This is a genomic window from Frankia sp. AgB1.9, assembly GCF_016786355.1.
Classification (GTDB): Bacteria; Actinomycetota; Actinomycetes; order Frankiales; family Frankiaceae; genus Pseudofrankia.
The window spans coordinates 14,171-37,279 of sequence record NZ_JADWYX010000002.1; the positions used below are offsets into that span (position 1 = coordinate 14,171).

Genomic DNA, 23,109 nt, shown 5'->3' on the forward strand with positions numbered 1-23,109 from the left:
TCATATCAGCCGGTACCCCACCGCCGGGGCGGTCGCGATCACCGGCGGTTCCCCGAGCTTGCGCCGAAGCGTCAGGATCGTGACCCGCACCGCGTTACTGAAAGGATCCAGCCGTTCGTCCCACACCCGCTCCATCAGCTGCTCCGCACTCAGGAACGCCCCCTCCGCCAGCATCAACGCCTCCAGCACCGCGAACTCACGGTTCGTCAGCCGTAGGTCACGACCACCGCGCCGGGCGGTCCGACGGCCAGCGTCGAGACAGATGTCCTGCCATTCCAACACGGGCACCGCGGCATGCGGGCTACGCCGACCGAGCGCCCGAAGACGCGCCACGAGCTCACGCATGTCGAACGGCTTCGGGAGATAGTCATCGGCGCCGAGCATCAGCCCCTCGACCCGTTCGGACACGTCATCCGAGGCCGTCAGCATCAGGATCCGTGTCGCCGTACGCTCAGCGACAATCTTTTCGCACACAACATCGCCGCGCACGCCCGGAAGCTGGCGGTCGAGGACGACGATCTCGTATTCGACGACACCTATCTTTTCAAGCGCTTCCTCGCCGTCGTACGCCACATCGACAGCAAATCTCTCTCGACGTAAACCACGGACCACCGCGTCGGCAAGCGGCGCGTCATCCTCCACGACAAGCACTCGCATAAACGCGACTCCCCTCTTCCTGGACGCCAGGTAGAACTGGCCTGACAGCGTCGACATTGAGAATGTCCACCGAGACCGGTTTCCGGCGGCCAGGGCGCCCCCGCCCTTCGGCCTCAGGCCACCAGGACTCCATGGTCATGATCGCCGGCCAGCTCGCGGCTCCTCCCGCGCCTCCGACATGCTCCCCGGCGGCAACCTAACGTAACCGGCCGACAGGGGGCCCCGAGTCGGTGCGCCGCTGTCTACATCCGCTCGTCCATGTCCTCCAGACGTGGTGACCTCAGCGGTCGACGGTGGACATGTTCGCCTCGTCGTGGCGGTCGCCGGCGGCAGGCGAGAGGGTGTTCAACCGTGCGATCTGCTCGGCGCTGAGCTCGATGTGGTCGGCGGCGGTGTTCTCCTCGACCCGGGCGACGCGCTTGGTCCCGGGGATCGGGGCGATGTCGTCGCCCTGGGCCAGCAGCCAGGCCAGGGCGATCTGCGCCGGGGTGGCGCCCGCTTCCGTCGCGACGGCCTGGACCTCGTCGACGATGCGCAGGTTGCGCTGGAAGTTCTCCCCCGTGAACCGCGGGTTGGTCCTGCGCCAGTCGTCGTCGGCGAAGTCGTCGACGGTGCGGATCGCCCCGGTCAGGAAGCCGTGACCCAGCGGCGAGTAGGGCACGAAACCGATGCCCAGCGTGCGCAGCAACGGGAGCAGCTCGGCCTCGGGATCGCGGGTCCACAAGGAGTACTCGGTCTGCAACGCGGCGACCGGGTGCACGGCGTGGGCACGACGGATCGTGGCGGGACCGGCCTCGGACAGGCCGATGTGACGGACCTTGCCTTCCGTGACCAGCTCTGCCAGGGCGCCGACGGTCTCCTCGATGGGCGTGTTCGGGTCGACCCTGTGCTGGTAGTAGAGGTCGATGTGGTCGGTACCCAGCCGCTTCAGGGAACCCTCGACCGCCGCGCGCACGTTCGCGGCACTGCTGTCGATGACCCCGGGCCCACCACCGGCATGCGACACGAGGCCGAACTTCGTCGCCACCACCACCTGGTCACGACGGTTCCTGATCGCCTGGCCGACGACCTGCTCGCTGTGGAACGGACCGTAGATCTCGGCGGTGTCGATGTGCGTCACGCCGAGGTCCAGCGCCCGGTGGATCGCGCGGATCGACTCGGCGTCATCTACTCCCCCGCCGGTGGTGTAGACACCGGCCATCGTCATCGCGCCCAGGCCGATCCGAGAAACGTCCAACTTGCCCAAAGAGGCAGACTTCATCAGGTTGACTCCTTTTACTCGGTGCTCCGGTCCAGGCATCGAACTGCCAGGCCGCAACGGCGGCGGACACCATGCAAGCGGGTCCAGAACCCGCGAAGAACCCCCAGCTGGAAGGTGTACTGGCAGGGCATCCCTCGTCCAACGGGTCCCGCCTAGCCTGGGACCGTGGACCACCGCGACGAGGTCAAGGCCTTCCTCAGCTCCCGCCGAGCCAGGATCACGCCCGCGCAGGCCGGCCTCCCGACCTACGGCCGCGGCCGGCGCGTCCCGGGACTGCGCCGCGGCGAGGTCGCCGACCTGGCCGGAGTCAGCGTCGAGTACTACTCCCGCCTCGAACGCGGCAACCTCGCCGGCGTCTCCGAAGGCGTGCTCGACGCCCTCGCCCACGCCCTACAACTCGACGACGCCGAACGCACCCACCTGATCGACCTCGCCCGCGCCGCCTGCCCCGCCACCCGCACCCGGCGCATCCCTGCCACCCAGCAGATCCGGCCCAGCCTGGCCCGCATCCTCGACGGGATGACCGAGCTACCAGCCCTCGTGAACAACGCGCGCCTCGACGTCCTCGCCGCCAACCCCCTGGCGACAGCACTGTTCGAGCCCCTGTTCACCGACCCCACCCGACCGGCCAACCACGCCCGGTTCACCTTCCTCAACCCCCGCGCCCGCGACTTCTGGATCGACTGGGAACGCGCCGCCGACGACAACGTCGCCATGCTGCGCCTCGAAGCCGGCCGCGACCCCTACGACAAGGCGATCAGCGACCTCGTCGGCGAACTATCCACCCGCAGCGAAGCCTTCCGCACCCGCTGGGCCGCCCACGACGTCCGCCTGCACCGCACGGGGCTCAAACACTTCCACCACCCACTCGTCGGCGACCTGCACCTGTCCTACGACGTCATGGACCTACCCGCCGACCCAGGCCTCGCCCTCGTCGCCTTCAGCGCCGAAACCGGCACACCCACCGACGACGCCCTCAGACTCCTCGCCAGCTGGGCCGCCACCCACCACCCGACCCCCACCCCGCCAGGCCGAAACCAGGCCTGATCCGGAGCGACGCCGCGCCGGTCAGGCGGCGTGGCTGGCGTCCGCGGTGGGGGTGAGCATCGCGGCGAGCGTCGTCATCGCGTGGGGTACTGGCCGGTAGTAGGCCCAGACGCCGCGTTTGTCGCGGCTGATCAGCCCGGCGTCGACGAGGACCTTCAGGTGGTGGCTGACTGTCGGCTGGGTCAGGCCAAGGGGTTCGGTGAGCTCGCAGACGCACGCCTCCCCACCGTCCCGGGCGTAGATCATCGACAGGAGCCGCAGGCGCGCCGGCACGGCGATCGCCTTCAGGACGGCGGCGAGCTGTTCGGCTTCCACCGCGGACAGCGGCTCGCGGGCCAGCGGTGTGCAGCACGAGGACATCGCCCCGATCAGGCCGGGTCCCGGCTCCGGCTCGGCCTCACCGGTCGCGTCGAGCCTCGCCGCCAGGGGGGATGTCGTCGCCATGGCTCCCAGCATGCCTGAAGGCATTGACAGACGTCTATCTCCTCGGCCATCCTCGTGCCGTCGGACATAGACATGCATCGATGTTAGGAGTGGCCGGATGGCCAGAGTGCAGCTGGCGTTGAACGTCTCGGACGTGGACGCGGCGGTGGAGTTCTACGGGAAGCTGTTCGGCGTCGAGCCGGCGAAGCGCCGGCCGGGGTACGCGAACTTCGCGATCGACACCCCGCCGCTGAAGCTGGTGCTGATCGAGAATCCCGAGGCCCGGGGCGCCGGGGTCGCGGGGGCGCTCAACCACCTGGGTGTCGAGGTCGAGACCACCGAGGAGGTGTCTGCGGCCACCACGCGGCTGGCCGGGGCGGGACTGGCGACCGCGGTGCAGGAGAACACCGCCTGTTGCTACGCGCTCCAGGACAAGGTCTGGGTGGACGACCCGGACGGCGCGCCGTGGGAGATCTACACCGTCCTGGCCGACAGCGACTCCGCTCGCCCGGGATCGACCTCGTCGGCGGCCGAGCGCCTCGACGGGCAGGAGTCCGGCGGAGTCTGCTGCACGCCCGGCGCGGCGGCGGCGGGTGCGGCGGGTGCGGGTGCGGTCAACCTGCTCGCGGGTGAGCCGGTCTCGACCGGCCACTGCTGCTGAGCGCCCGTCGTGTGACAGACCTTCCGGGTGGCCGCCCTCCGCTGGCGCGGCGGGTGGCCGCCGAGGCGACCGGCAGCCTGCTGCTCGCGGCGCTGGTCGTCGGCTCGGGGATCGCCGCCCAGCAGCTGAGCCCCGGCCAGGTGGGCCTGGAGCTGGTCGAGAACGCGGCGGCGACCGCCGCCGGCCTCTTCGCCATCATCCTGATGGTCGGCCCGGTCTCCGGAGCGCACTTCAACCCGGTCGTCACCGTGGTCGACGCGGCGTTCGGCGGGCTGTCGTGGCGGGATGCCGCCGCGTACCTGCCTGCCCAGGTCGCGGGTTGTTCTGGCGGCGCGGTCCTGGCGAACCTGATGTTCGCCCGGCCGGCGGTGTCGATCTCCACCCACCACAGGGCGTCCAGCGCTCACCTGCTTGCCGAGGTGGTCGCGACGGCCGGCCTGATCCTGCTGATCTTCTCGCTGGCCCGGTCCGGCCGCGGCGAGAAGGCCCCGGCCGCGGTCGGGGCCTACATCGGCGCCGCGTACTGGTTCACCAGCTCGACAAGCTTCGCCAACCCGGCCATCAGCATCGGTCGGATCTTCTCCGACACGTTCGCCGGCATCGCCCCGGCCTCCGTGCCCGCGTTCGTGGCCGCCCAGCTGGTCGGTGGCGCGCTCGGCCTGGGCCTGGTCAACGCGCTCTACGGCTCCGCCCGCAAGCTGCCTGAAGGGACCTCTCCGTGACCGATATACCGTCGGTGCTGTTCGTCTGCGTGCACAACGCCGGTCGCTCGCAGATGGCCGCCGGCTTCCTGACCCACCTCGCCGCCGGCCGCGTTCAGGTCCGCTCGGCCGGCTCGCTGCCCGCCGAGATGGTGAACCCCGTCGCGATCGCCGCGATGGCCGAGGTTGGCATCGACATCACCGCCGAGACGCCGAAGGTCCTCACCGTCGACGCGGTCGAGTCCTCGACCGTGGTCGTCACGATGGGCTGCGGCGACGCCTGCCCGGTCTTCCCCGGGATCCACTATGAGGACTGGGCACTCGAAGACCCCGCCGGCCAGGGCCTCGACGCGGTCCGGCCGATCCGCGACGCCATCCGCGCCCGCGTCGAGAAGCTCCTCGGCGACCTTCTCCCCGCCGCCTGACGCCGAGGTCCTGATCACGATGTCGGCCGCCGCCGGACGAGGTCACAGCCCACTCGGCGCCTGTACTTGGACACATCCACCGCGTTGGACGCGACCCGTCTGGAGTGCTCTGTGGACCTCACCGCGAACGTGGCGGCGATGCCCTCCCGTCCCAGCTTCGTCACGATGGTGCGCGCCTGGGGTCGGATCGGCTGCCTCGGGTTCGGCGGTCCGCCGACGCACATCGCGATGTTCCGCCAGCTGTGCGTCACGGACCGCGGCTGGCTGACGGCCCAGGAGTTCGAGGACGCGATCGCCGCCTGCAACCTGCTGCCCGGCCCCGCCTCGACCCAGCTGTCGATCTACTGCGCGTGGCGGCTGCGCGGCCGGGCCGGCGCACTCGTCGGCGGGCTGGCGTTCATCGTCCCCGGCCTGGTCGCGGTTCTGGCACTCGCGGCGCTGTTCCTGGCCGGAGCCCCACCCTGGTGGGTCCGCGCGGCCGGCGCCGGCGGGGGCGCGGCCGTCGCCGCGGTCGCGGTACACGCCGGCGTCGGCCTGCTCCCAGCCAGCTGGAGACGAGCCAGGGCGGTCAGCCGGACGCGGTGGCCGCTGTACCTCGCCGCCGGGATCGCGGGCGCCGCGACGCTCGGACCGTGGCTCGTCCTGCCGCTGCTCGGATGCGGCCTCGTCGAGCTCGCCGCCCGCCGCGCCACTCTCGGGCACGGGGCTGGTGGGCGCCTCGCGACCATGCCGCCGATACCGCTACTGGCTGCCGGAACGGCCGCCGCCGGAAGTGGGCTGCTCGCGCTGGCCTGGGTCGCGGTCAAGGTCGGGCTGCTGTCCTACGGCGGCGGCTTCGTGATCATCCCGCTGATGCAGGCCGACGCCGTCGACCACTACCACTGGATGACCGCCGCCCAGTTCCTCAACGCCGTCGCCCTCGGCCAGATCACCCCCGGCCCCGTCGTGCACACCGTCGCCGCGGTCGGCTACGCCGCCGGCGGCCTCGCCGGCGGACTGCTCGCCGCCGCCGTCGCGTTCACCCCCTCCTTCGCGTTCATCCTCATCGGCGGCCCCCACTTCGACCGGCTCCGCACCAACCCGCGGATCCGCACCTTCCTCGACGGCGCCGGAGCAGCCGCACTCGGCGCGATCCTCGGATCCGCGATCCCGCTGGCCCTGGCCCTGCACACCGGCTGGGAGTACGCCGTCCTCGCCGGCGCCAGCGTCCTGCTCCTTGTGGCCCGACGCGGCGTCGTGCTCACGCTCCTCGCCGCCGCCCTGACCGGCATCATCATCGGCGCGGCCGGCGGCCCTGTTCCCACCTGACCGCGGCTACGTCGTGAGGATGGCGATGACGAGAAGCTCGACCACGGCGACGATCAGGAGTACCCAGGCCAGGTCCCCGCCTCGCGTCCCAAGGTCGTCAGGCGGCCTCGCAAGGTCCTCCTCGCCGGGCTCCCAGCCGTCGGCCACCTGCTCGGCCGCCCGGTCCGGGGTCTGCTCGGCGACCGGCCCGGCCGTCTGGTCGGCCACCGGCTCGGCTGCCGCGTCGGCCACCTGCTCGGCGGCCTCGGCTCGCCGCGTCGTCGCCTCGAGATCGGTCTGGAGGCGGCGGATCTCCTCGTCGGCCGCCGCGAGCCGCGCCGAGCTCTCCGCCCGTTCCCGCAGCGCCGCGAGCCGCTCGGGCTCCCGTCGGGCGAGCTCCTCCTGGAGCCGGGTGACCTCGGCCTCCAGCCGCGCCACCCGCGGCTCGGGCCCTGGCGCGCTCAGCAGCCGGGCGCACCAGTCGGCGATGCTTCGCGTGCTGGTCGGGTCGATCGGGTGGAGCCGGCCCAGCCGTTCGGTAAAAGGACGACCACCGGGTGCGTCGGCCCCGGAAGGCCTGGGCGAGCCCGGAGCGGGTTGGGTGGCGGCCAGCTCGGCGAGGTACTCCGCCGCGAGCAGCTCCCCCGCCCGGGCGAACACCGCGGGGTCGGGGCTCCACCCGTCTCCGAGGCGCACGAAGAGGGGATCCCGGTCGACCGGGCGGGCCGAGGACGAAGCGGAGAACACGAACCGGGGCACCGGGCGCGCCGGGGCGCCCGGCAGCGGCCAGTCCTGCGCGGCGACGAAGGTCGGCTCGCCGGCGACGGGCCGCAGCACCGGATGGTGCAGCAGGCCGAACAGGCACCACCCCAAAGCCTCACTGTCGGCCGCGGGGCCGGGAGCGACCCACAACCTCCGTTCCCGGTCCCCCGCCGACCCGTAGCGCAGCGCGGCGGCGACCAGCCGCGCCAGCACCGCCTGGTCGACCGCGCCGGCGCTCTCGGCGATCCGCCACGCGGGCACCGCGAGCCCCTCCAGGGCGTGCGCCGTGATCGGCTCGTTGTGGCCACGGCCGTCCGCGTCGTCGGGGGTTCGCGCCAGGGCCTCGAACACGGCGGCGAACGCGTTCTCCGGCCGCTCGCCATCCTGATCGTTCGCGCCCGCCGTGGTCCGGTCGCCGGGGGCGCCCGGCTCGACGCCGCGCGACGGGCGCGGCCACAGACGCAGCGCCAGCTCGGCGGTGAGATCGTCGGCGTTCCCGATCAGCAGGTATCCGCGCGCGTCCAGCCGTGGGTCGGCGCCGATCTCGCCACGGACGGCTACGAGAGCCAGGCCCTCGTCCACGAGCCGGCACACGCTCGACTCGGCGCCGCTGCCCACCGGGCTGGCGTACTCGCCGAACCACCGGTCGCAGTCCGCCAGGGACGGCCCGCCCAGCGACGACGCCACCGGCGCGAACCCCAGCACGTCGGGCTGGCCAGCCGCTTTCGCCCAGACCGGCCCGTAGGCGATGTAGTGGACGAGACCCTGCGTCCCCAGCCGATGGACACCCGGGGCCGGCCGTACGGGGGGCGGCATCATCCCGGGCTACCCGCGCGGGTCGAGCGCCAGGGCGGGGGTGGACCGCGGGGAGATCGGCCGCTGTCGCGTCGTCCAGTCCCGCCAGGCGGTCCGCACGCGGCTCGCAGCCGCCTTGTCTCGACACATTCGTCGCGTCCTACCCAACGGCGTAGAAGGGGCAGCAAACGCCAGTATCAGGCGGCCCTATTCAACCGGACGGTAACGGGCCAGTCCATAGGCGTGACGGTGCGCGCCGCCTCCCGCTGGGCCGGCCGGCGCGGCCGATCGGCCTGACTGGGGAATGCTGGCGGGGTGGTCCCGCGTCCCGCCACCGCCTCATGACGAGCGAGCCGCGCCGTCCCCCGGTGCCCGCGCCCGTCGGTCCGAGCCGGTTCGGCGCGGCGTTCGGCGTGGCCCGGCCGCGGGGGCGGCTGCGGTTGGCGGTCGTCAGCGCGCTCGCGTTCGCCGTGCCGCTGACCGTGGGCGAGCTCGCCGGACGGCTGCAGTACGGGCTGCTGGCGACCTTCGGCGCGTTCACCGCCGCCTACTTCCCGGACGCGGCGCTGGCGTTCCGGGCGCGGGCGCTGCCGCTCGTCGGGGTCGGCCTCGCCGGGTCCGCGGCGATCGGCGTGGCGGTGGCGGGAGCCAGCTGGACGATCGCGGTGGGCATCTCCGCGCTGGCGGCCGTCGCGACGCTGCTCGTGCGCGCGTTCGACGTGCCCGCGCCCGGCGCCTACCCGTTCGTCATCAGCTGCGCCGTGGCCACGCAGCTTCCGGAGGATGTCGAGCGGATCGGAGAGCGGGTGGCGCTCACGCTGGCCGGAGCGGCCTTCGCCTGGCTGCTCGCGCTGGCCGTGGCGCTTCCGGACCGGCACGGGCCGGCGCGGCGGGCGGCCGTCGCCGGGCTGGCCGACCCAGGGGTTCCCGAGGCGACGGCCGCGCCGCTGCCCGCCGTTCGGGCGGAATGGGGCCGGCGGCTGGACCGTGACTCGCTGGCCTGGCCACTGGCCGCCCGCGCCGGCCTGGCCGGGCTCGTCGCCGCTGCGCTGGCGATCGCGGCCGGGGTGGAGCATCCCTACTGGGCTCCGGCCGCCGCCGCCACCGTGGTGCAGGGCTCGACCGTCCGGTCTGCGGGCCGGCGGTCCCTGCAGCGGGCCGCGGGGACAGCCCTCGGAGCGCTCGTCGCGCTGGGCATCCTCAGCGTGCAGCTGCCCGTCTGGTGGCTCATCGCCATGATCGCCGTGCTGGAGGGCGGCGCCCAGGTCCTCATGGCGGCGAACTACGGCCTGGCGACGGTTCTCGTCACCCCGCTCGCGCTGATCCTGGTGGAGTTCGCCAGGCCGGGCACGCCGCCGTCTGAGCTGGTCGCGCCACGTCTGCTGGACACGCTGCTCGGCTGCGTCGTCGGTCTCGCCGTCGTCCTGTCGCTGTGGCCGCACGCCGCCGAGCGCAGGCTGCCGCGAGCGCTCGCGGAGTCCCTCGACGCGACCGGTGACCTGCTCGTCCTTCGGCTCGCGGCGAACGGTTCGGGCCCGGTCGGCTGTGCGAGCAGGGCCGACGGCGACGGCACAGCCGAGGGCGACGGCACAGCCTGCGGCGTGGGCACGGCGGGGGCGAGTACCGAGGCTGCGCTCGCCGCTGCCCGCGAGCGGCTGGAGATGGCCCTTGCCCGGATGACCACGCTGCACGCCGACGCCGAGGACGAGCAGCTGCGCGGACGGCGGACGGCGGATCTGCTCTGGCCCGCTGTGGTCGCGGCCCGCCGGCTCGGCTATCTCGTGCTGGCCGCTCCGGCCGGTCTCCACCGGCCGGCGCCAGCCGGCCTGGCCCGGGTAGGCGGCGCGTTCCAGGCCTGCGCCGACGCGGTGACCGGCGGTCCGCAGCCGAACGACGACCTGGTCGGCGCCCTGCCCGCCTTCGTCCCGCTGCGGACCGAGTTCGCCGCCTGCGCCGACGCGGTGCGGACCGCCCGGACGGCCGGAGCGCTACCACCACCCAGCCGGCGGTCCCGGCGGACCTGAGCGTCAGGCGGTGGGCTTGCCGGTCTTCTCGGCGCCCATCCCCGAGTAGCCGATGGAGTATCCGCCGTCCACGGGCATCAGCAGGCCCGTGACGTAGGAGGCCTCGTCGCTGGCCAGGAACAGGGCGGCCGCGGCGACCTCGTCCGACAGGCCCCAGCGGTCCATCGGGATCCCCGGGAGCCGGTAGACGCCGGGAGGGGGTTCGGGCGACACCTTCGACATCGCCACGAGGCCGGTCCAGATCGTGCCGGGGCAGACCGCGTTCACCCTGATGTTGTCATCGGCGTAGTCGAGGGCCGCGGCTTTCGTCAGCTGGTTCACGCCGGCTTTGGCAGCCCCGTAGACCCCGTGGTTCTTGAAGCCGACGACCGCCGTCGCCGACGAGATGTTGACGATCGAGCCGCCGCCGGCGCCGCGCATCGCGATGATGCCGTACTTCATGCAGAAGAAGACACCCCGGAGATTCACCCCGTGCACCCGGTCCCAGTCCGCGGTGGTCTGCTCGTGTAAAGGCCTCAGCTTGCCGCCGAACCCGGCGTTGTTCACGAGGACGTCGATCCGGCCGAACGCGTCGTGCGCCGTCGTCATCAGCCGTCGGACATCCGCCTCGTCGCCGACGTCCGCCTGGACCCCGACGGCCGCCGGGCCGATCTCGCCGGCTACCTCGACCGCCCGGCCGCTGACGCTGGCGCAGACGACGTTCGCCCCTTCGGCGGCGAACCGGTGCGCTATCGCCTTACCGATTCCCGAGCCCGCGCCCGTGATGACCGCGACCTTGTCCTTCAGACGCATGATTGCCTCCCTGGCTTCGTCAGAACCGCCCGGCGGCTGGGCCGTAGGGAGGTATCGCCTTTCAGCCGCCTTCCGGCCCGGGAGGCGCGACAACAGTCCGCATCATGACCGCCCGGGCGTTTCGAAGATGGGCGGTCATCACGGCCGTGGCCCACTGCGGGTCACCGGCGCGCATGGCGGCGACGATTTCGGCGTGGTGCGCCAGGCTTCGCCGCATCGACGCGTCGTCATAGGCGTGGAAGTTCCGCATGATGACCGGCGCCCGGACCGCACCCGCCAGTGCCGCGGCGAAGGCCGGCGCGCCGGCAAGCTCCACCAACCGGCCATGGAACGCGGTATTCAGCGGGATCAGGGCGTCCAGGTCCTGCTCCGGCCCCGGCAGGCCGACCGCCAACATCCGGGTGGCGAGGCCGTCCAGCTCGGCGATGTCCGCCTCGGCCGCCAGCTCGGTGGCCAGTCCCGTCAGCCGTGGCTCCAGCGTCGACCGCAGCTCGAACACGCCTTCCAGCTCGTCCGACGACCAGCTGGCCACCCGGGCGCCCCGATTGGGCGGGAGCTCCACCAACGCCTCGGCGGCCAGCTGGCGCAACGCCTCCCGAACCGGGGTCCGGCTGACGCCCAACTGCTCGGCCAGCTCGGTCTCCGCCAGCCGCGCGCCGGGAGGAAACGTATTGTCGAGAATAAGCTCCCGCAGGACCTCAACCACGCGCCCGGTCGATGTCACCACCCGGGCCACAATGCCTCCACTATGATGGCCGTCATTGTGAGGCCACCGCCATTCATACGGAAATTGCACACATCCTATACGCGGGGCTCAGTGAAGGCAAGAAAGCGTTCAGTACGTAACGCCCTCATCGGCCCGGCGAGCCGGGCCCGGTGGCCGCGGGAAGATAAGGCGCGAGATCCGGCTCCGGCTCGACCGCGAACGATCGCAACGCGAAGGCCACCATTTCATAGGTGCCCACGGTGAAGATGACATCCATGAGCTGCCGCGCGTCGAACTCACCCGCGAGAACGCTCCAGGTCTCGTCGCCCACTCTGGCCTCAGCGAGCAGCTCGTCCACGGCCCGCAGCAGGGAACGCTCGACCAGGGACCAGCCGGGCGCGTCCGGGCCGTCGGACACCCGGCGGATCTCCTCGTCCCGCAGGCCCGCGTCCTGCGCGAGAATGGTGTGCTGAGCCCATTCGTAGTCACATTTCCGGAGCGCCGCCACCCGGAGCACCAGAAGCTCCCGCTGCCGGGCCGACAGTGTCGTTCCGTACAGGATGTGCCCGTTGAAGCTGAGGAATTCCCTGGTCAGCGCCGGATGGTGGGCGAGGGTGCCGAGCAGGTTGACGCCGGACTGGCCGCCACCGCCCTCGGCGGCCTTGTCGCCGATGACGGCGGACCGGAAGTCGGCGATGAACGTCGTCAGCGCCGGAGGCCATTCCTCGGGCGGCATGGGCGATACGCGGGCCGTCATGGTCGACTCCTTTCGCCGTGCAGGGTCAGATGACCCGTCCACCGTTGATACCCAGGGACTGGCCGGTGATGTAGCCGGCCTCGTCGCTCGCCAGGAACGCGCACGCGGCGGCGATGTCCTCGGGACGCCCGATCCGGCCGACCGGGGTCTTCTCGATCTGCTGGTCGACGTCGATGAAGCCCCGCTGCACGGTGTCGCGGAGCATCGGCGTGTCGATGAAGCCGGGCGGGATCGTGTTGACCGTGACCCCGTACCGGGCGAACTCCAGCGCCAGGACCTTGCTGAGGCCCACCACGCCCGACTTCGCGGCCACGTAGCCGGCGAGACCGGGCGGCGGCCCGTAGACGCTCGACGACGAGATGTTGATGATGCGGCCCCAGCCGTTCTCGATCATGTGGGGAAGGACCGCCTGGCAGCAGTCGAACGTTCCCGTGAGGTTGACGGCCAGCATCCGGTGCCAGGCCTCGGCGGTCGTTTCGAGGAACTTGTCCTCGACGGTCAGGCCGGCGTTGTTCACCAGGATCGTCGGCGGGCCCAGCCGGGCCAGCACCTCGTCGATCCCGGCGTCGATCCCGGCGCGATTTGTCACGTCGACGGGTACTCCGATGGCCTTCCCACCGGCCTTCTCGATCGACTCGGCCGCGGCCTTCGCCGCATCGCCGCTGAGGTCGAAGACCGCCACCAGGGCTCCGTCGGCGGCCAGCCGCTGGCTGATCGCGCCGCCGATACCTGATCCGCCCCCGGTGACGATGGCCGTCCGCGCGCTCATCTGATCGCTTCCTCTCCCGCGAGGGTCGTGCGGTGCATGCGACGGGGCTGTGTCCGGTCGAAGGGACAGGCCCGGTGGACGAGGCCCAGGTTGTCCCAGACCACCAGGTCACCGACCGACCAGGAATGCCGCAGCACCCGTTCCGGCGCCGTGCTGCGCCGTTCGAGGTCGGCCAGCAGCGCCCGGCTCTCCCCGACGTCCATCCCGATGACACGCGCCGCGCTCGCGCCGAACACCAGCGAGCGCCGTCCCGACTCGTGCTCCCAGACCAGCGGGTGCTCGCGGTCCTCCCACGAGGCCCAGTCCTCCAGCTGTTCGGGCGTCGGATCCTGGTAGGTCCGCCGCTGGATCGACTCGAAGGTGTGCAGAATCCGCAACCCGGCGAACCGGTCCTTCTCCGCCTCGGAAAGGGCGTCGTAGGCCACGTACGTGCTGGCGAACTCGGTCTCGCCACCCTCGTCCGTGATCACCCGGGCGCTCATCAGCGCGGCCTTCGCCGGGATGTCGTCCATCGAGCCGTCGAAGTGCCAGTGGTCGTTGCTGGGGAAGTACTGCGCGTTCGGGTTGGCCGGGTCAAAGCTGATCTCCATGACCTCCGGGCTCCGATAGCCGGGAATCTGGGCAAGCCTGCCCAGCTTCCGGCCGAAGGCGATCTGCACCTCGTCGTCGATGTTCAGCTCGCGGAACAGCAGCACGCCGTTCTCCTCGAGCGCCTGCAGACACGCGGCCGGCAGGTCGTCGTCGTGCAGCAGCCGGTCGACGTCGACGCCCACCACCTCCGCCCCGACGAACTCGCTCAGCTTCCTGGTCGCGATCACGGCCATGGTCAGTGCATTCCCTCCGCGTACCAGGTCCGGAACTCGCTGTAGTTCGGCATCTCCTCGGAGTTCGCCTTCGGATCGACCACCACGTGAATCACGCCAGGCCGGCCGCTGCTGAAGGCGCGCTTGATGGCGGGCGCGATGTCCTCTTCCCGATCGACGTACTCGCCGTAGCAGCCGAAGCCCTCGGCGACCTTGTCGAGGCGGACGTCCTTGCTCCAGTGGGTGCCCGTCTCCAGCGAGCCCTGGCCGAAGGTGCGCTTGTAGACACCGACTTCCAGGCCCCAGGCGTAGTCGACGCTCACCACGCAGACGAGTGGCAGGTTCAGCCGGGCGGCGGTCTCCAGCTCGGCGATGTGGAACTGGAACGACGAGTCCCCGGTGATCAGCATCGTGGGGCGTTTCCCACCGTCCGCCACGGAGGCTCCGACGGCATAGGGAAGGCCGGTGCCCAGGTGGCCGAAGTTCTGGTTCCAGATCACGTCGTGCGGCTTCGCCTGTGAATAGGTCCAGCCGAAGATGGTGATGGCGCCGCCGTCGCGGACCATGATGCCGTCGGCCGGGAACGCCTTGGTCGCCTCGACCACCAGACGGGCCGGATGCACCGGGGACAGGCCGGCGGGAGCGGTCTCGGCCAGCTCCGCGAGCCGGGCCGCGTCCTGCCGGATCCAGCCGTCGAGCTCCGGCGACGCGATCCGCGGCGAGTCCTTGAGCGCCTCGACCAGCTGCGGGACGACCGCGCGCAGGTCACCGACCAGCGGCACGTCGATCGGACGATTCACGCCGATCGCGGCTGGGTCCTGCTCGATGAGAATCCACGGGCGTTCCGCGTTCTTCGCGGCCCAGTGCTGGCCTCGCCCGTAGTGGACCGGCTCCCCGATCTCGGTGCCGATCGCCAGGCACAGGTCGGAGCTCACCACCGCCTCGACGGCCGCCGGCGAGAAGCCGTACGGGAATGTACGGTCCTCCAGTCCCCTGATGTACGAGGTGCCGCCCGAGGTCTGGATGACGGGGCAGGCCATCAGGTCGGCGAGCGCCTTCACCGATTCCGCGGCCCGAGCGGTGTGGACGCCGTGCCCGACGAGGAGAATCGGCTGCGTGGCCGCGCCGATGAGCCGCACGGCCTCGGCTATCCGGTCCGCGCCGGCCGTCTGGCCGACCAGGCGATAGGCCGACGGCGGCAGGGCCCGCGGTACGTCGAGGTCCTCCAGGATCACGTTGGACGGGTACTCGATGTAGACCGGGCCGGGTGTTCCGGTCAGTGCCTTGCGCAGGCCCTCACGGATGACCTCGTCGGTCTGGTCCGCGTACTCGATGCTCGCGCAGTACTTCACCGAGGGCTCGAACAGCTCGGACTGCTTGACGAACTGGATCCGGCCCCGGCGGACCCGCTGCTCGGTGATACGCGCACGCTGGCCGCCGAGGAAGATGACCGGCGAATGCTCGACCTGGGCGCACATCATGGCACCGGCCAGGTTGGCGACACCCGGGCCCAACGTGCCGATGCAGACCGCGGCCTTCCCGGTCATCCGCGAGACGGCCTCCGCCATGAAGCCGGCGGCCTCCTCGTGATGCGGTGCCACGACGTTCCAGCCGCGTTGCTCGGCGCACTGGAACATGTGCACGAAGTTCGGATCCGGGATGCCGAAGATCGTGTTGATGCCCTCTGCCTCGAAAAGCTGCAGGATGCGCTCGAAGACTTTTACCGACATGCTCGCCCTCTCGTCCGAGTTCCGGCGGTCATCGCAGTTCCCGTGTCACCGCAGTTCCCGTGTCACTGCAGTTCCCGCGTCACCGCGACGGGCGCGGGGCGCGACGCGGGTCCAGGACGAGGCCCTCCAGCTCGCCGTCGGCGCGCCAGGTCCGCAGCACGTCCTCCATGGCGTAGAAACCCGGCCAGTAGGGGTCGCCGAGAACCGACCGGATCTGCTGCTCGCCCTCGTTGTTGTAGTAACCGGGCGTGCATTCTCTGGCGAAGTTGGTGTTGTCGATCTCGGTAGCCCGGATCGTCGCGACCCACTGGTCCTGGGCCTCTTCGGTGGGCTCCACGGTCGAGGCGCCACGCGCCAGGGTCTCGGCGATGATGTAGGCGATGTGCGTCGCCTGCTGCTCGAACATCGCCGGCACGGCCGCGGTGATACCGCCCTGGATGTAGCCGGTGAAGAACTGGTTCGGGAAGCCGTGGCTCATGGTTCCGTGCAGGGTGCGGTAGCCCTTGGCCCAGTGGTCGTAGAGCGACAGGCCGTCGCGGCCGACGAACGGCTGGATACCGAGGCGGCGGTCGAGGTCAGTCGTGATCTCGAAGCCGCTGGCGAACACGATGCAGTCGACCTCGTGCTCGACACCCTGGGCGATGATGCCCTTCGCCGTGATGCGCTCGACGCCCCTGGTGTCCGCGACGTCGATGAGGGTGACGTTCGGCCGGTTGAAGGTCGGCAGGTACTCGTCGTTGAAGCACGGCCGCTTGCACAGGAAGCGGTAGTTCGGCTTCAGCACCTCGGCGGTCTTCTCGTCCTCGACCACGGAGGAGATGCGCTGGCGCAGCCGTTCCATCACCTGGTAGTCGACGAGCTCGCGCAGCTCCATGAACTTCGCCAGATCGGCCATCGCGGCCCAGCCGCCGGTGGCGTCCAGCTGGGCCTGCAGGTTTCGGCTGATCTCGGTCCAGCCGTCGCAGATCAGGTCCGGCTGGCCGGGAGCGAAGGCCTCGTAGGCCGCGGTGTGGAAGTTGTGCCGCCGCTCCTCCTGCCAGCCCGGCTGAAGAGTCTTCGCCCATTCCGGGTCGGTCGGGATGTCGCCCCGCTCGTCGATGGACGAGGCCGTGCGCTGGAAGACGTAGAGGTGCTCGGCGGAACGGGCGAGGTGTGGGATCACCTGGACGCCGCTCGCGCCGGTGCCGATCACGGCGACCCGCTTTCCGGCGAGCTTGTCCAGACCGCCATGCAGGTCGCCGCCGGTGTACTCGTAGTCCCAGCGGGCCGTGTGGATCGTGTGGCCCTGGAAATCCGTGATGCCGGGGATGCCGGGGAGCTTCGGGCGGTTGAACGGCCCCTGGCACATGACGACGAACCGGGCCCGGAGGTTGTCGCCCCGGTTGGTGCCGATCCGCCAGCGCCTGATCGAGTTGTCCCACTCCAGCGAACGGACCAGCGTGCTGAAGATCGCGTTGTCGTACAGGCCGTAGTGCTTGCCGATGCGCTGGGCGTGCTCGAAGCACTCGTCGCCGCGGGCGTACTTCTCCTTCGGCAGGTAGCCGGTCTCCTCCAGCAACGGCAGGTAGCAGTAGCTGTCCGTGTCGCACTGGATGCCGGGGTAGCGGTTCCAGTACCAGGCACCGCCGAAGTCACCGGCCAGCTCGATGACGCGGAAGTTCTCGACGCCCGCTTCCTTGACCCGGGCCGCGGCGACGAGCCCCGCCCACCCGCCGCCGAGGATCGCCACGTCGATCTCCTCGGAGATCGGGTCCCGCGGCACGAACGGGGTGTACGGATCGGCCTCGTAGAAATCCTCGAACTCGCCCTCGGCGACGAGGTACTGCTTCTGCCCCTCGGGGCGTAACCGCTTGTCCCGCTCCAACAGGTACTTCGCTCTGAGAGCCTGGTGGTCGACCTCGGGAGTATCCGTCGGTCCGCACTCCTGCATGGGGCATCCTCGATTCGGGATTGTCGCCGAGGTCGTCGGTCGTCAGCACGCTGTCCATCCCCCGGGGCGGTTACGCGGCGCCTTCGCGGTTATCACTGAAGCGTGCCCACGGGGAGTTCACGCGTGCGGCAGGTCGCGCTGCTTTCGGGAGCGGCGCCGCCGCGGGCGTTGGCCGGCATCAACGATGGAAAGCGTCCATCGCGTACGACGATCCCCGGGACCTCGTCCTGGGTGGCGGGTCGGTGTCGCCGTGGCGGTCGGCCGCCAGCCGGCCAGGCCTCGCCGCACCAGGCCCGGCCATGTGTATGCAATCTAGGCCATCCGCACGGCACTCGCAAGGCCCTTGCGGGGCGTCGGGCCGATGTTGTATGCAATAACGGTCCAGTCGACAGCCGCCGCGACCCGACCAGCCACCGCGCGAGAGTCCTCGGCCGCCGTGGCCGCCGTCGGGCTCACCGGCGGTCCAGCGTGCCCGAGAAGACGGCCCTGACGTGCGCCCGAACGGAGCTAGTGATGACAGATGCCCTGGGCTGGCGGCTGAAACTGGGGGTGGTCACCCCTTCGGTGAACACCGTCGTACAGCCCGAGTACGACGACATGCGCCCGCGCGGGGTGACCAATCACGTCGCACGCATTCATATCCGCGACTGGGTCGTCAACAACGCCGACGACTTCGACGGCCTGGTGCGGGACATTGACAACGGTGTCGATGATGCCGTCGAACGTGTGCTGACCTGCGAGCCCGCGTGCGTGGTGCTCGGGGTTTCCATTGAGGCGGTCTTCGACGACCCGAAGGCCGGTGAGGCGATCCGGGAGCGGCTGCGGGTGAAGTTCGGCGACGAGCTGCGGCTCATTCACGCCGGAGACGCGATCCCGGCGGCGCTACGGGCCGTCGGCGTGGACGAGGGACCGATCGGGCTGCTGACTCCCTACCAGCCGTCGTCCGAGCCCCATCTGCGTTCCTTCGTGGAGCACTGCGGCTACGAGCTGCAGACCGCGGTCCATTTACGCTGCCCGACCGCCGTCCAGATCGCGCACACCCCTCGGGAGACCCTGCAGCGCGAGCTGAAGGCGATCGCGGCGCAGCGGCCGCGGGCCATCGTCCAGTTCGGCGCGAACCTGGCCATGGGCCGGATCGCCGCCGAGGCCGAGCAGTGGCTGGGCCTGCCGGTGATCGCGGTCAACACGGCCACCTACTGGCACGCCCTGCGCAGCAACGGGATAGCTGACCAGGCAGAGGGCTTCGGCCAGCTGCTGGCCCGGTGCTGACTCATGCCCCACGACTACCCCACACTCTTCTCCCCGTTGGCTCTGGGACCGCGCACCGCGCGCAATCGCGTCTGGCTCGTCGCGCACGCCACGGAGTTCTCCACCGACGGCACCTTCGCCGACGCGAGCGCGGACTACTACGCCGAGCGGGCCCGCGGCGGCGCTGCCGTGATCACGATGGAAGCCATGGCGGTGCACCCGTCCACCCAGCCGCGCCGCGGCGTGATCCTGGCCTACGACCCGGCCGTGGTGGACAGCTACCGCAAGGTCGCCGCCGCTGTCCACCCCCACGGCACGCTGCTGCTGGCGCAGCTGTGGCACCGCGGCCGGCAGACCGACGGCATCATCAGCCGCCGTCCCACCTGGGCGCCGAGCCCGGTGCCCGACACGGTGTACCGCGAGATACCCCATGAGATGACCGGCCCGGAGATCGACGAGCTGGTCGAGCACTATGTGCTGGCCGCCCGCCACGCGATGGACGGCGGTGTCGACGGCATCGAGATCCACGGCCTGGCGCACGGCTACCTGCTCGGCCAGTTCCTCTCGCCGGCCACCAACCACCGCACCGACGCGTACGGCGGTTCGTTCGAGAACCGATTACGCATCGTCCGCCGCATCGTCGAGGACGTCCGCCAGGCCGTGCCGGCCGACCGGGTGCTGGGCATCAGGCTCAACAGCAACGACGGGGACGGGCCTCACGGTCTCGGCAACGCCGACTGGGTGCGGATAGCGCGGGAGGTCGACGGCTGGGGCGTCCTGGACTACATCTCCACCACCCAGGGCACCTACCTCGACCGGATGCAGATCTACGCGACCTCCGCGGCCCGGCCGGCCGGCTACGAGGTCGCCGACACGGCGAACCTCACCCGCGCGGTCTCGATACCGGTCGTGGCGGTCGGCCGGATCACCACCCCGGAGATGGCCGAGGACATTCTCACCGCTGGCAAGGCGCAGTTCGTCGGCATGGCCCGCCAGCTGATGGCCGACCCGCTGTGGCCGAGCAAGGCCGAGCAGGGCCGCCCTGACGACATTCGGCCTTGTATTGGGGCGAACTGGTGTGTCGCCTCCTTCGCCCGGGGCCCGCTGTCCTGCCTGCACAACCCGCGGGTCGGCCGGGAGCGGCAGTTCCACGAGGACGACGCGCGGCCGCGCCGCCGGCGCCGGGTCGCCGTCGTCGGCGGCGGGCCGGCCGGCCTGCGCGCGGCGCTGACCGCCGCCGAGCTCGGCCACCAGGTCACCCTCTTCGAGCAGGACGAGGCGCTCGGCGGCCAGGTCAACCTCATCGCCCGAGCGGCGTCCTACCGCGAGTGGTCCGGCGTCACCGACTGGCTGGCCGGCCAGCTGGCCCAGGCCGACGTCAAGATCCAGCTCGGCCACCGGGCCACGGCGGACGACCTGGTCGGCCAGTACGAGGCCGTCGTGGTCGCCACCGGGTCCACGCCGCTACGCCACGGCTGGACCGCCCGACATCCCGAACGATGGGGCCCCAAGGCCGCGCGGTTGGCGGGTTCGGACCAGTGGAACGTCTACACCCCGGTAAAGATACTCACCGAGCGCGCGAACCCGCCCCATCGCATTCTGGTCGTCGACGACACCGGGGACCGGCAGGCGTTCGTCGTCGCCGAGCATCTCGTCACGAACCGCCACCCGGTCCACGTCGTCTCGCAGTATCCGCAGCTCGGGCACGCCTTCGCGGACGGCCACGATCTTCCGTTCGCGTTCGGCCAGCTTCGCCGCTCTGGCGTCACCTTCACGCCCAACGTCGAGGTCAGCGGGATCGACGCGGACACCGTCACGCTCACCGACGTGTTCACCGGTGAGGCGTCCGAACTCACCGATATCGACGGCGTCGTGCTGATTCTCGGTAACGCCGCCGACGACGGCCTCGCCCGGCAGCTGGACGGTTCCGGCCTGGACGTCCACCTGATTGGCGACGCGCAGGCGCCACGCCGTGTTTTCAACGCGATCTGGGAGGCCGAGGCCGCGGCCCGCAGGCTCTGAGCGTGACCACGGACCGACCACCACTCATCGGCCACCCCGACGCACGAGGAGACGGATGAACAACGGCGAGGCGAGCGGACCCTTGGCGGGCTGCCGCGTTCTCGAACTGGGTTCGCTGATCGCCGGGCCCTTCTGCGGTCAGCTGCTGGGCGACTTCGGCGCGGAGATCATCAAAATAGAGGATCCGACCCGCGGTGACCCGATGCGCCAGTGGGGCAGCCAGGTCCCGAGCGGGGTGTCACTCACCTGGCCGATCATCGCGCGCAACAAGAAGTCCATCACCTGCAACCTGCGGGATGCCCGGGGCCAGGAGCTGGTGCGGCATCTCGCGGCCCGCGCCGACGTGCTCGTCGAGAACTTCCGCCCCGGCACGCTGGAGAAGTGGGATCTCGGCTACGACGCCCTTTCGAGCCTGAATCCACGCCTCGTGATGGTCCGGATCACCGGTTACGGGCAGGACGGACCGTACGCCCAGCGGGCCGGCTTCGGCTCCATCGGTGAGGCGATGGGCGGGATTCGGCATACGACCGGAAATCCGGACCGCCCGCCCAGCCGCACCGGCATCTCGCTCGGCGACTCGTTGGCCGGCACGTTCGCCGCGTTCGGCGCGGTCATGGCGTTGCTGAACCGCGAGCGCAGCGGCCGGGGCCAGGTCGTCGACTCGGCGATCTACGAGGCCGTCCTGGCCCTGATGGAGTCGCTGATCCCGGAATGGGAGCTGGCCGAGTTCCGGCGCGGGCGCACCGGGTCGATCCTGCCCGGCGTCGCGCCCAGCAACGTCTACGCCGCCGCGGACGGCTCGGAGATCCTGATCGCGGCGAACAGCGACGCCATCTTCACCCGGCTGTGCGACGTCATGGAACTGCCCGAGCTGGCGACAAACCCGCGCTACCAGACACACCAGGCCCGCGGTGAGCACCTCGAGGAGCTCGACAAGCTCATCGGGGAATGGACCGTCACCCGGCCCTCGGCCGAGCTCCTCGACCGCCTGCACGGGGCCGGTGTCCCGGCCGGCCGGATCTACACGGCGGCCGACATGGTCACCGACGCGCATTTCAAGGCCCGCAACTCGATCGTCCGGCTGCTTCATCGCAGCCTCGGCGAGTTCCCGATGCAGAACGTCGCGCCGCGGCTGTCCGCGACCCCGGGAGAGGTCCGTTCCCTGGGCCCGGACCTCGGCGAACACAACGAGGCGATCTACGGCCAGCTGCTCGGCCTCAGCCTCGAACACCGCGCCCAGCTCGTCGCCGACGGAGTCATCTGACCCGGCTGCCGCTGACCCGGCATCGCATTCCCGCCCGCGAACCTCGATCCATTCCCGCGAACCGCGATCCTTCCCCGCGAACGGAGTCCGAGTGCCCATCACGATCTGCGAGGTCGGCCCGCGCGACGGCCTGCAGAACGAACGAACGCTCCTGTCGACCGAGACCAAGCTGGCGCTGATCGGCCGGGTCATCGCCGGCGGGGTTCGTCGCCTCGAAGCGGTCTCGTTCGCGCACCCGAAACGGGTGCCGCAGATGGCCGACGCCGAACAGGTGATGGCCGGGGTCCCGCGCGGCGGCGGTGTCTCGTACATCGGCCTGGTCCTGAACGAACGCGGATTCGAGCGCGCCGCCCGCGCGGAGGTCGACGAGGTCAACATGGTCGTCCTCGCCACCGAGACCTTCAGCCAACGCAACCAGGGAATGTCCGTCGAGGCGAGCCTGCGCGCCTGGTCGCGGATCGCCCGGATGGCCCACGACGCGGGCATCCGGCCCTCTCTCACGATCTCGGCGGCCTTCGGCTGCCCGTTCGAGGGCGAGGTCAGCCCGGACCGGGTCCGCGCGATCGCCCGGCAGGCCGTCGACGCGGCCCCCGCCGAGATCGCCCTGGCCGACACGATCGGGGTCGGCGTGCCCACCCAGGTCACCGAGCTGGTCGGGGCCGTCCGCGACATCGCCCCCGGGGTCGCCCTGCGCTGCCATTTCCACAACACCCGCAACACCGGCTACGCCAACGCCGTGGCCGCCGTCAGCGCCGGAGTGGAGACGCTCGACGCCAGCGCCGGTGGCATCGGGGGCTGCCCGTTCGCTCCGGCGGCCACCGGGAACATCGCCACCGAGGATCTCGCCTACCTGCTCGAACGGATGGGCGTCCCGACCGGGGTCGACGTCCGCGCCGCGGCCGCCACCGGTCAGTGGATCGGCCAACAGCTCGGCATCGAGGCCCCGGCACTCGTCGGCCGCGCCGATCCCTTCCCCCGGTAGCCGCTCACCCATTGGTCGTCCGTGCCAGGAAGAACTTTTCGAACACCCGGTAACCGAATGCCC

22 protein-coding genes are annotated in these 23,109 nt (G+C 71.0%); 10 read left to right on the forward strand and 12 right to left on the reverse strand.

Annotated features, from left to right (window positions below; genetic code table 11):
* Complete coding sequence (locus tag I6A60_RS00920) at positions 1–657, reverse strand: response regulator transcription factor (protein WP_203016338.1); 657 nt, start codon at positions 655–657, stop codon at positions 1–3.
* A gap of 280 nt (positions 658–937) precedes the next feature.
* Complete coding sequence (locus I6A60_RS00925; protein ID WP_203016340.1) at positions 938–1,918, reverse strand: aldo/keto reductase; 981 nt, start codon at positions 1,916–1,918, stop codon at positions 938–940.
* Positions 1,919–2,083: 165 nt separating this feature from the next.
* Here I6A60_RS00925 and I6A60_RS00930 point away from each other — a divergent pair, with 165 nt between their 5' ends.
* Positions 2,084–2,965, forward strand: coding sequence for a helix-turn-helix transcriptional regulator (locus tag I6A60_RS00930; RefSeq protein WP_203016342.1), 882 nt, complete (start codon positions 2,084–2,086; stop codon positions 2,963–2,965).
* 21 nt (positions 2,966–2,986) lie between these two features.
* On the opposite strand, the gene I6A60_RS00935 is transcribed toward I6A60_RS00930, so the two are convergent.
* Positions 2,987–3,409, reverse strand: coding sequence for a helix-turn-helix transcriptional regulator (locus I6A60_RS00935; protein WP_203016344.1), 423 nt, complete (start codon positions 3,407–3,409; stop codon positions 2,987–2,989).
* A gap of 97 nt (positions 3,410–3,506) precedes the next feature.
* On the opposite strand from I6A60_RS00935, the gene I6A60_RS00940 reads away from it, so the two are divergent.
* The 4 genes from I6A60_RS00940 (at position 3,507) to chrA (ending at position 6,483) form a co-directional block, all read left to right on the forward strand.
* The gene (locus I6A60_RS00940; RefSeq protein WP_203016346.1) at positions 3,507–4,049 is read left to right on the forward strand and encodes an ArsI/CadI family heavy metal resistance metalloenzyme; all 543 of its coding nucleotides are present in this window, start codon (positions 3,507–3,509) and stop codon (positions 4,047–4,049) included.
* Positions 4,050–4,060: 11 nt separating this feature from the next.
* Positions 4,061–4,771 carry an aquaporin gene (locus tag I6A60_RS00945; RefSeq protein WP_203016348.1) on the forward strand — a complete coding sequence of 237 codons (711 nt, stop codon included), beginning with the start codon at positions 4,061–4,063 and terminating at the stop codon, positions 4,769–4,771.
* Positions 4,768–5,175, forward strand: a complete 408-nt coding sequence (locus I6A60_RS00950) for an arsenate reductase ArsC (RefSeq protein ID WP_203016350.1) — start codon at positions 4,768–4,770, stop codon at positions 5,173–5,175. Before I6A60_RS00945 ends, I6A60_RS00950 begins: the two co-directional genes overlap by 4 nt.
* Positions 5,176–5,313: 138 nt before the next feature.
* Positions 5,314–6,483 (forward strand): chromate efflux transporter, encoded by a 1,170-nt coding sequence (gene chrA, locus I6A60_RS00955; protein ID WP_238439858.1) that lies wholly within the window; start codon positions 5,314–5,316, stop codon positions 6,481–6,483.
* 6 nt (positions 6,484–6,489) lie between these two features.
* On the opposite strand, the gene I6A60_RS00960 is transcribed toward chrA, so the two are convergent.
* A complete protein-coding gene (locus tag I6A60_RS00960; RefSeq protein ID WP_203016354.1) occupies positions 6,490–8,040 on the reverse strand; it encodes a hypothetical protein in 1,551 nt (516 codons plus the stop codon).
* Between the two features lie 347 nt (positions 8,041–8,387).
* Here I6A60_RS00960 and I6A60_RS00965 point away from each other — a divergent pair, with 347 nt between their 5' ends.
* Positions 8,388–10,043: an FUSC family protein gene (locus tag I6A60_RS00965; protein ID WP_307838641.1), complete on the forward strand. Its 1,656-nt coding sequence runs from the start codon at positions 8,388–8,390 to the stop codon at positions 10,041–10,043.
* Positions 10,044–10,046: 3 nt separating this feature from the next.
* Here I6A60_RS00965 and I6A60_RS00970 read toward each other — a convergent pair whose 3' ends face one another.
* From I6A60_RS00970 to I6A60_RS01005, 8 genes are all read right to left on the reverse strand, one after another.
* Entirely contained in the window at positions 10,047–10,835 is a 789-nt protein-coding gene (locus I6A60_RS00970; protein ID WP_203016365.1) for an SDR family NAD(P)-dependent oxidoreductase, read from the reverse strand.
* Between the two features lie 61 nt (positions 10,836–10,896).
* The gene (locus I6A60_RS00975; protein WP_203016367.1) at positions 10,897–11,571 is read right to left on the reverse strand and encodes a GntR family transcriptional regulator; all 675 of its coding nucleotides are present in this window, start codon (positions 11,569–11,571) and stop codon (positions 10,897–10,899) included.
* A gap of 115 nt (positions 11,572–11,686) precedes the next feature.
* A complete protein-coding gene (locus tag I6A60_RS00980) occupies positions 11,687–12,298 on the reverse strand; it encodes a carboxymuconolactone decarboxylase family protein (RefSeq protein WP_203016369.1) in 612 nt (203 codons plus the stop codon).
* Between the two features lie 25 nt (positions 12,299–12,323).
* Positions 12,324–13,067 (reverse strand): SDR family NAD(P)-dependent oxidoreductase, encoded by a 744-nt coding sequence (locus tag I6A60_RS00985; RefSeq protein WP_203016370.1) that lies wholly within the window; start codon positions 13,065–13,067, stop codon positions 12,324–12,326.
* Positions 13,064–13,891, reverse strand: a complete 828-nt coding sequence (locus tag I6A60_RS00990) for a TauD/TfdA family dioxygenase (RefSeq protein WP_203016372.1) — start codon at positions 13,889–13,891, stop codon at positions 13,064–13,066. Before I6A60_RS00990 ends, I6A60_RS00985 begins: the two co-directional genes overlap by 4 nt.
* 2 nt (positions 13,892–13,893) lie before the next feature.
* Positions 13,894–15,600 (reverse strand): thiamine pyrophosphate-binding protein, encoded by a 1,707-nt coding sequence (locus I6A60_RS00995; protein WP_203016374.1) that lies wholly within the window; start codon positions 15,598–15,600, stop codon positions 13,894–13,896.
* Between the two features lie 79 nt (positions 15,601–15,679).
* Complete coding sequence (locus I6A60_RS01000) at positions 15,680–17,530, reverse strand: NAD(P)/FAD-dependent oxidoreductase (RefSeq protein WP_203016376.1); 1,851 nt, start codon at positions 17,528–17,530, stop codon at positions 15,680–15,682.
* A 312-nt stretch (positions 17,531–17,842) separates the two neighbouring features.
* Positions 17,843–17,986, reverse strand: a complete 144-nt coding sequence (locus tag I6A60_RS01005) for a hypothetical protein (RefSeq protein WP_203016378.1) — start codon at positions 17,984–17,986, stop codon at positions 17,843–17,845.
* Between the two features lie 57 nt (positions 17,987–18,043).
* Between I6A60_RS01005 and I6A60_RS01010 the strand changes: the two genes are divergently transcribed.
* The 4 genes from I6A60_RS01010 to I6A60_RS01025 all read left to right on the forward strand — a co-directional run bounded on the left by I6A60_RS01010 (position 18,044) and on the right by I6A60_RS01025 (position 23,046).
* Positions 18,044–18,799, forward strand: a complete 756-nt coding sequence (locus I6A60_RS01010) for an IgiC (protein WP_203016380.1) — start codon at positions 18,044–18,046, stop codon at positions 18,797–18,799.
* A 3-nt stretch (positions 18,800–18,802) separates the two neighbouring features.
* Positions 18,803–20,800 (forward strand): FAD-dependent oxidoreductase, encoded by a 1,998-nt coding sequence (locus I6A60_RS01015; RefSeq protein WP_203016389.1) that lies wholly within the window; start codon positions 18,803–18,805, stop codon positions 20,798–20,800.
* Positions 20,801–20,855: 55 nt separating this feature from the next.
* Entirely contained in the window at positions 20,856–22,064 is a 1,209-nt protein-coding gene (locus I6A60_RS01020; RefSeq protein WP_203016391.1) for a CaiB/BaiF CoA-transferase family protein, read from the forward strand.
* 91 nt (positions 22,065–22,155) lie between these two features.
* The gene (locus I6A60_RS01025) at positions 22,156–23,046 is read left to right on the forward strand and encodes a hydroxymethylglutaryl-CoA lyase (RefSeq protein WP_203016393.1); all 891 of its coding nucleotides are present in this window, start codon (positions 22,156–22,158) and stop codon (positions 23,044–23,046) included.
* Positions 23,047–23,109 lie beyond the last annotated feature (63 nt).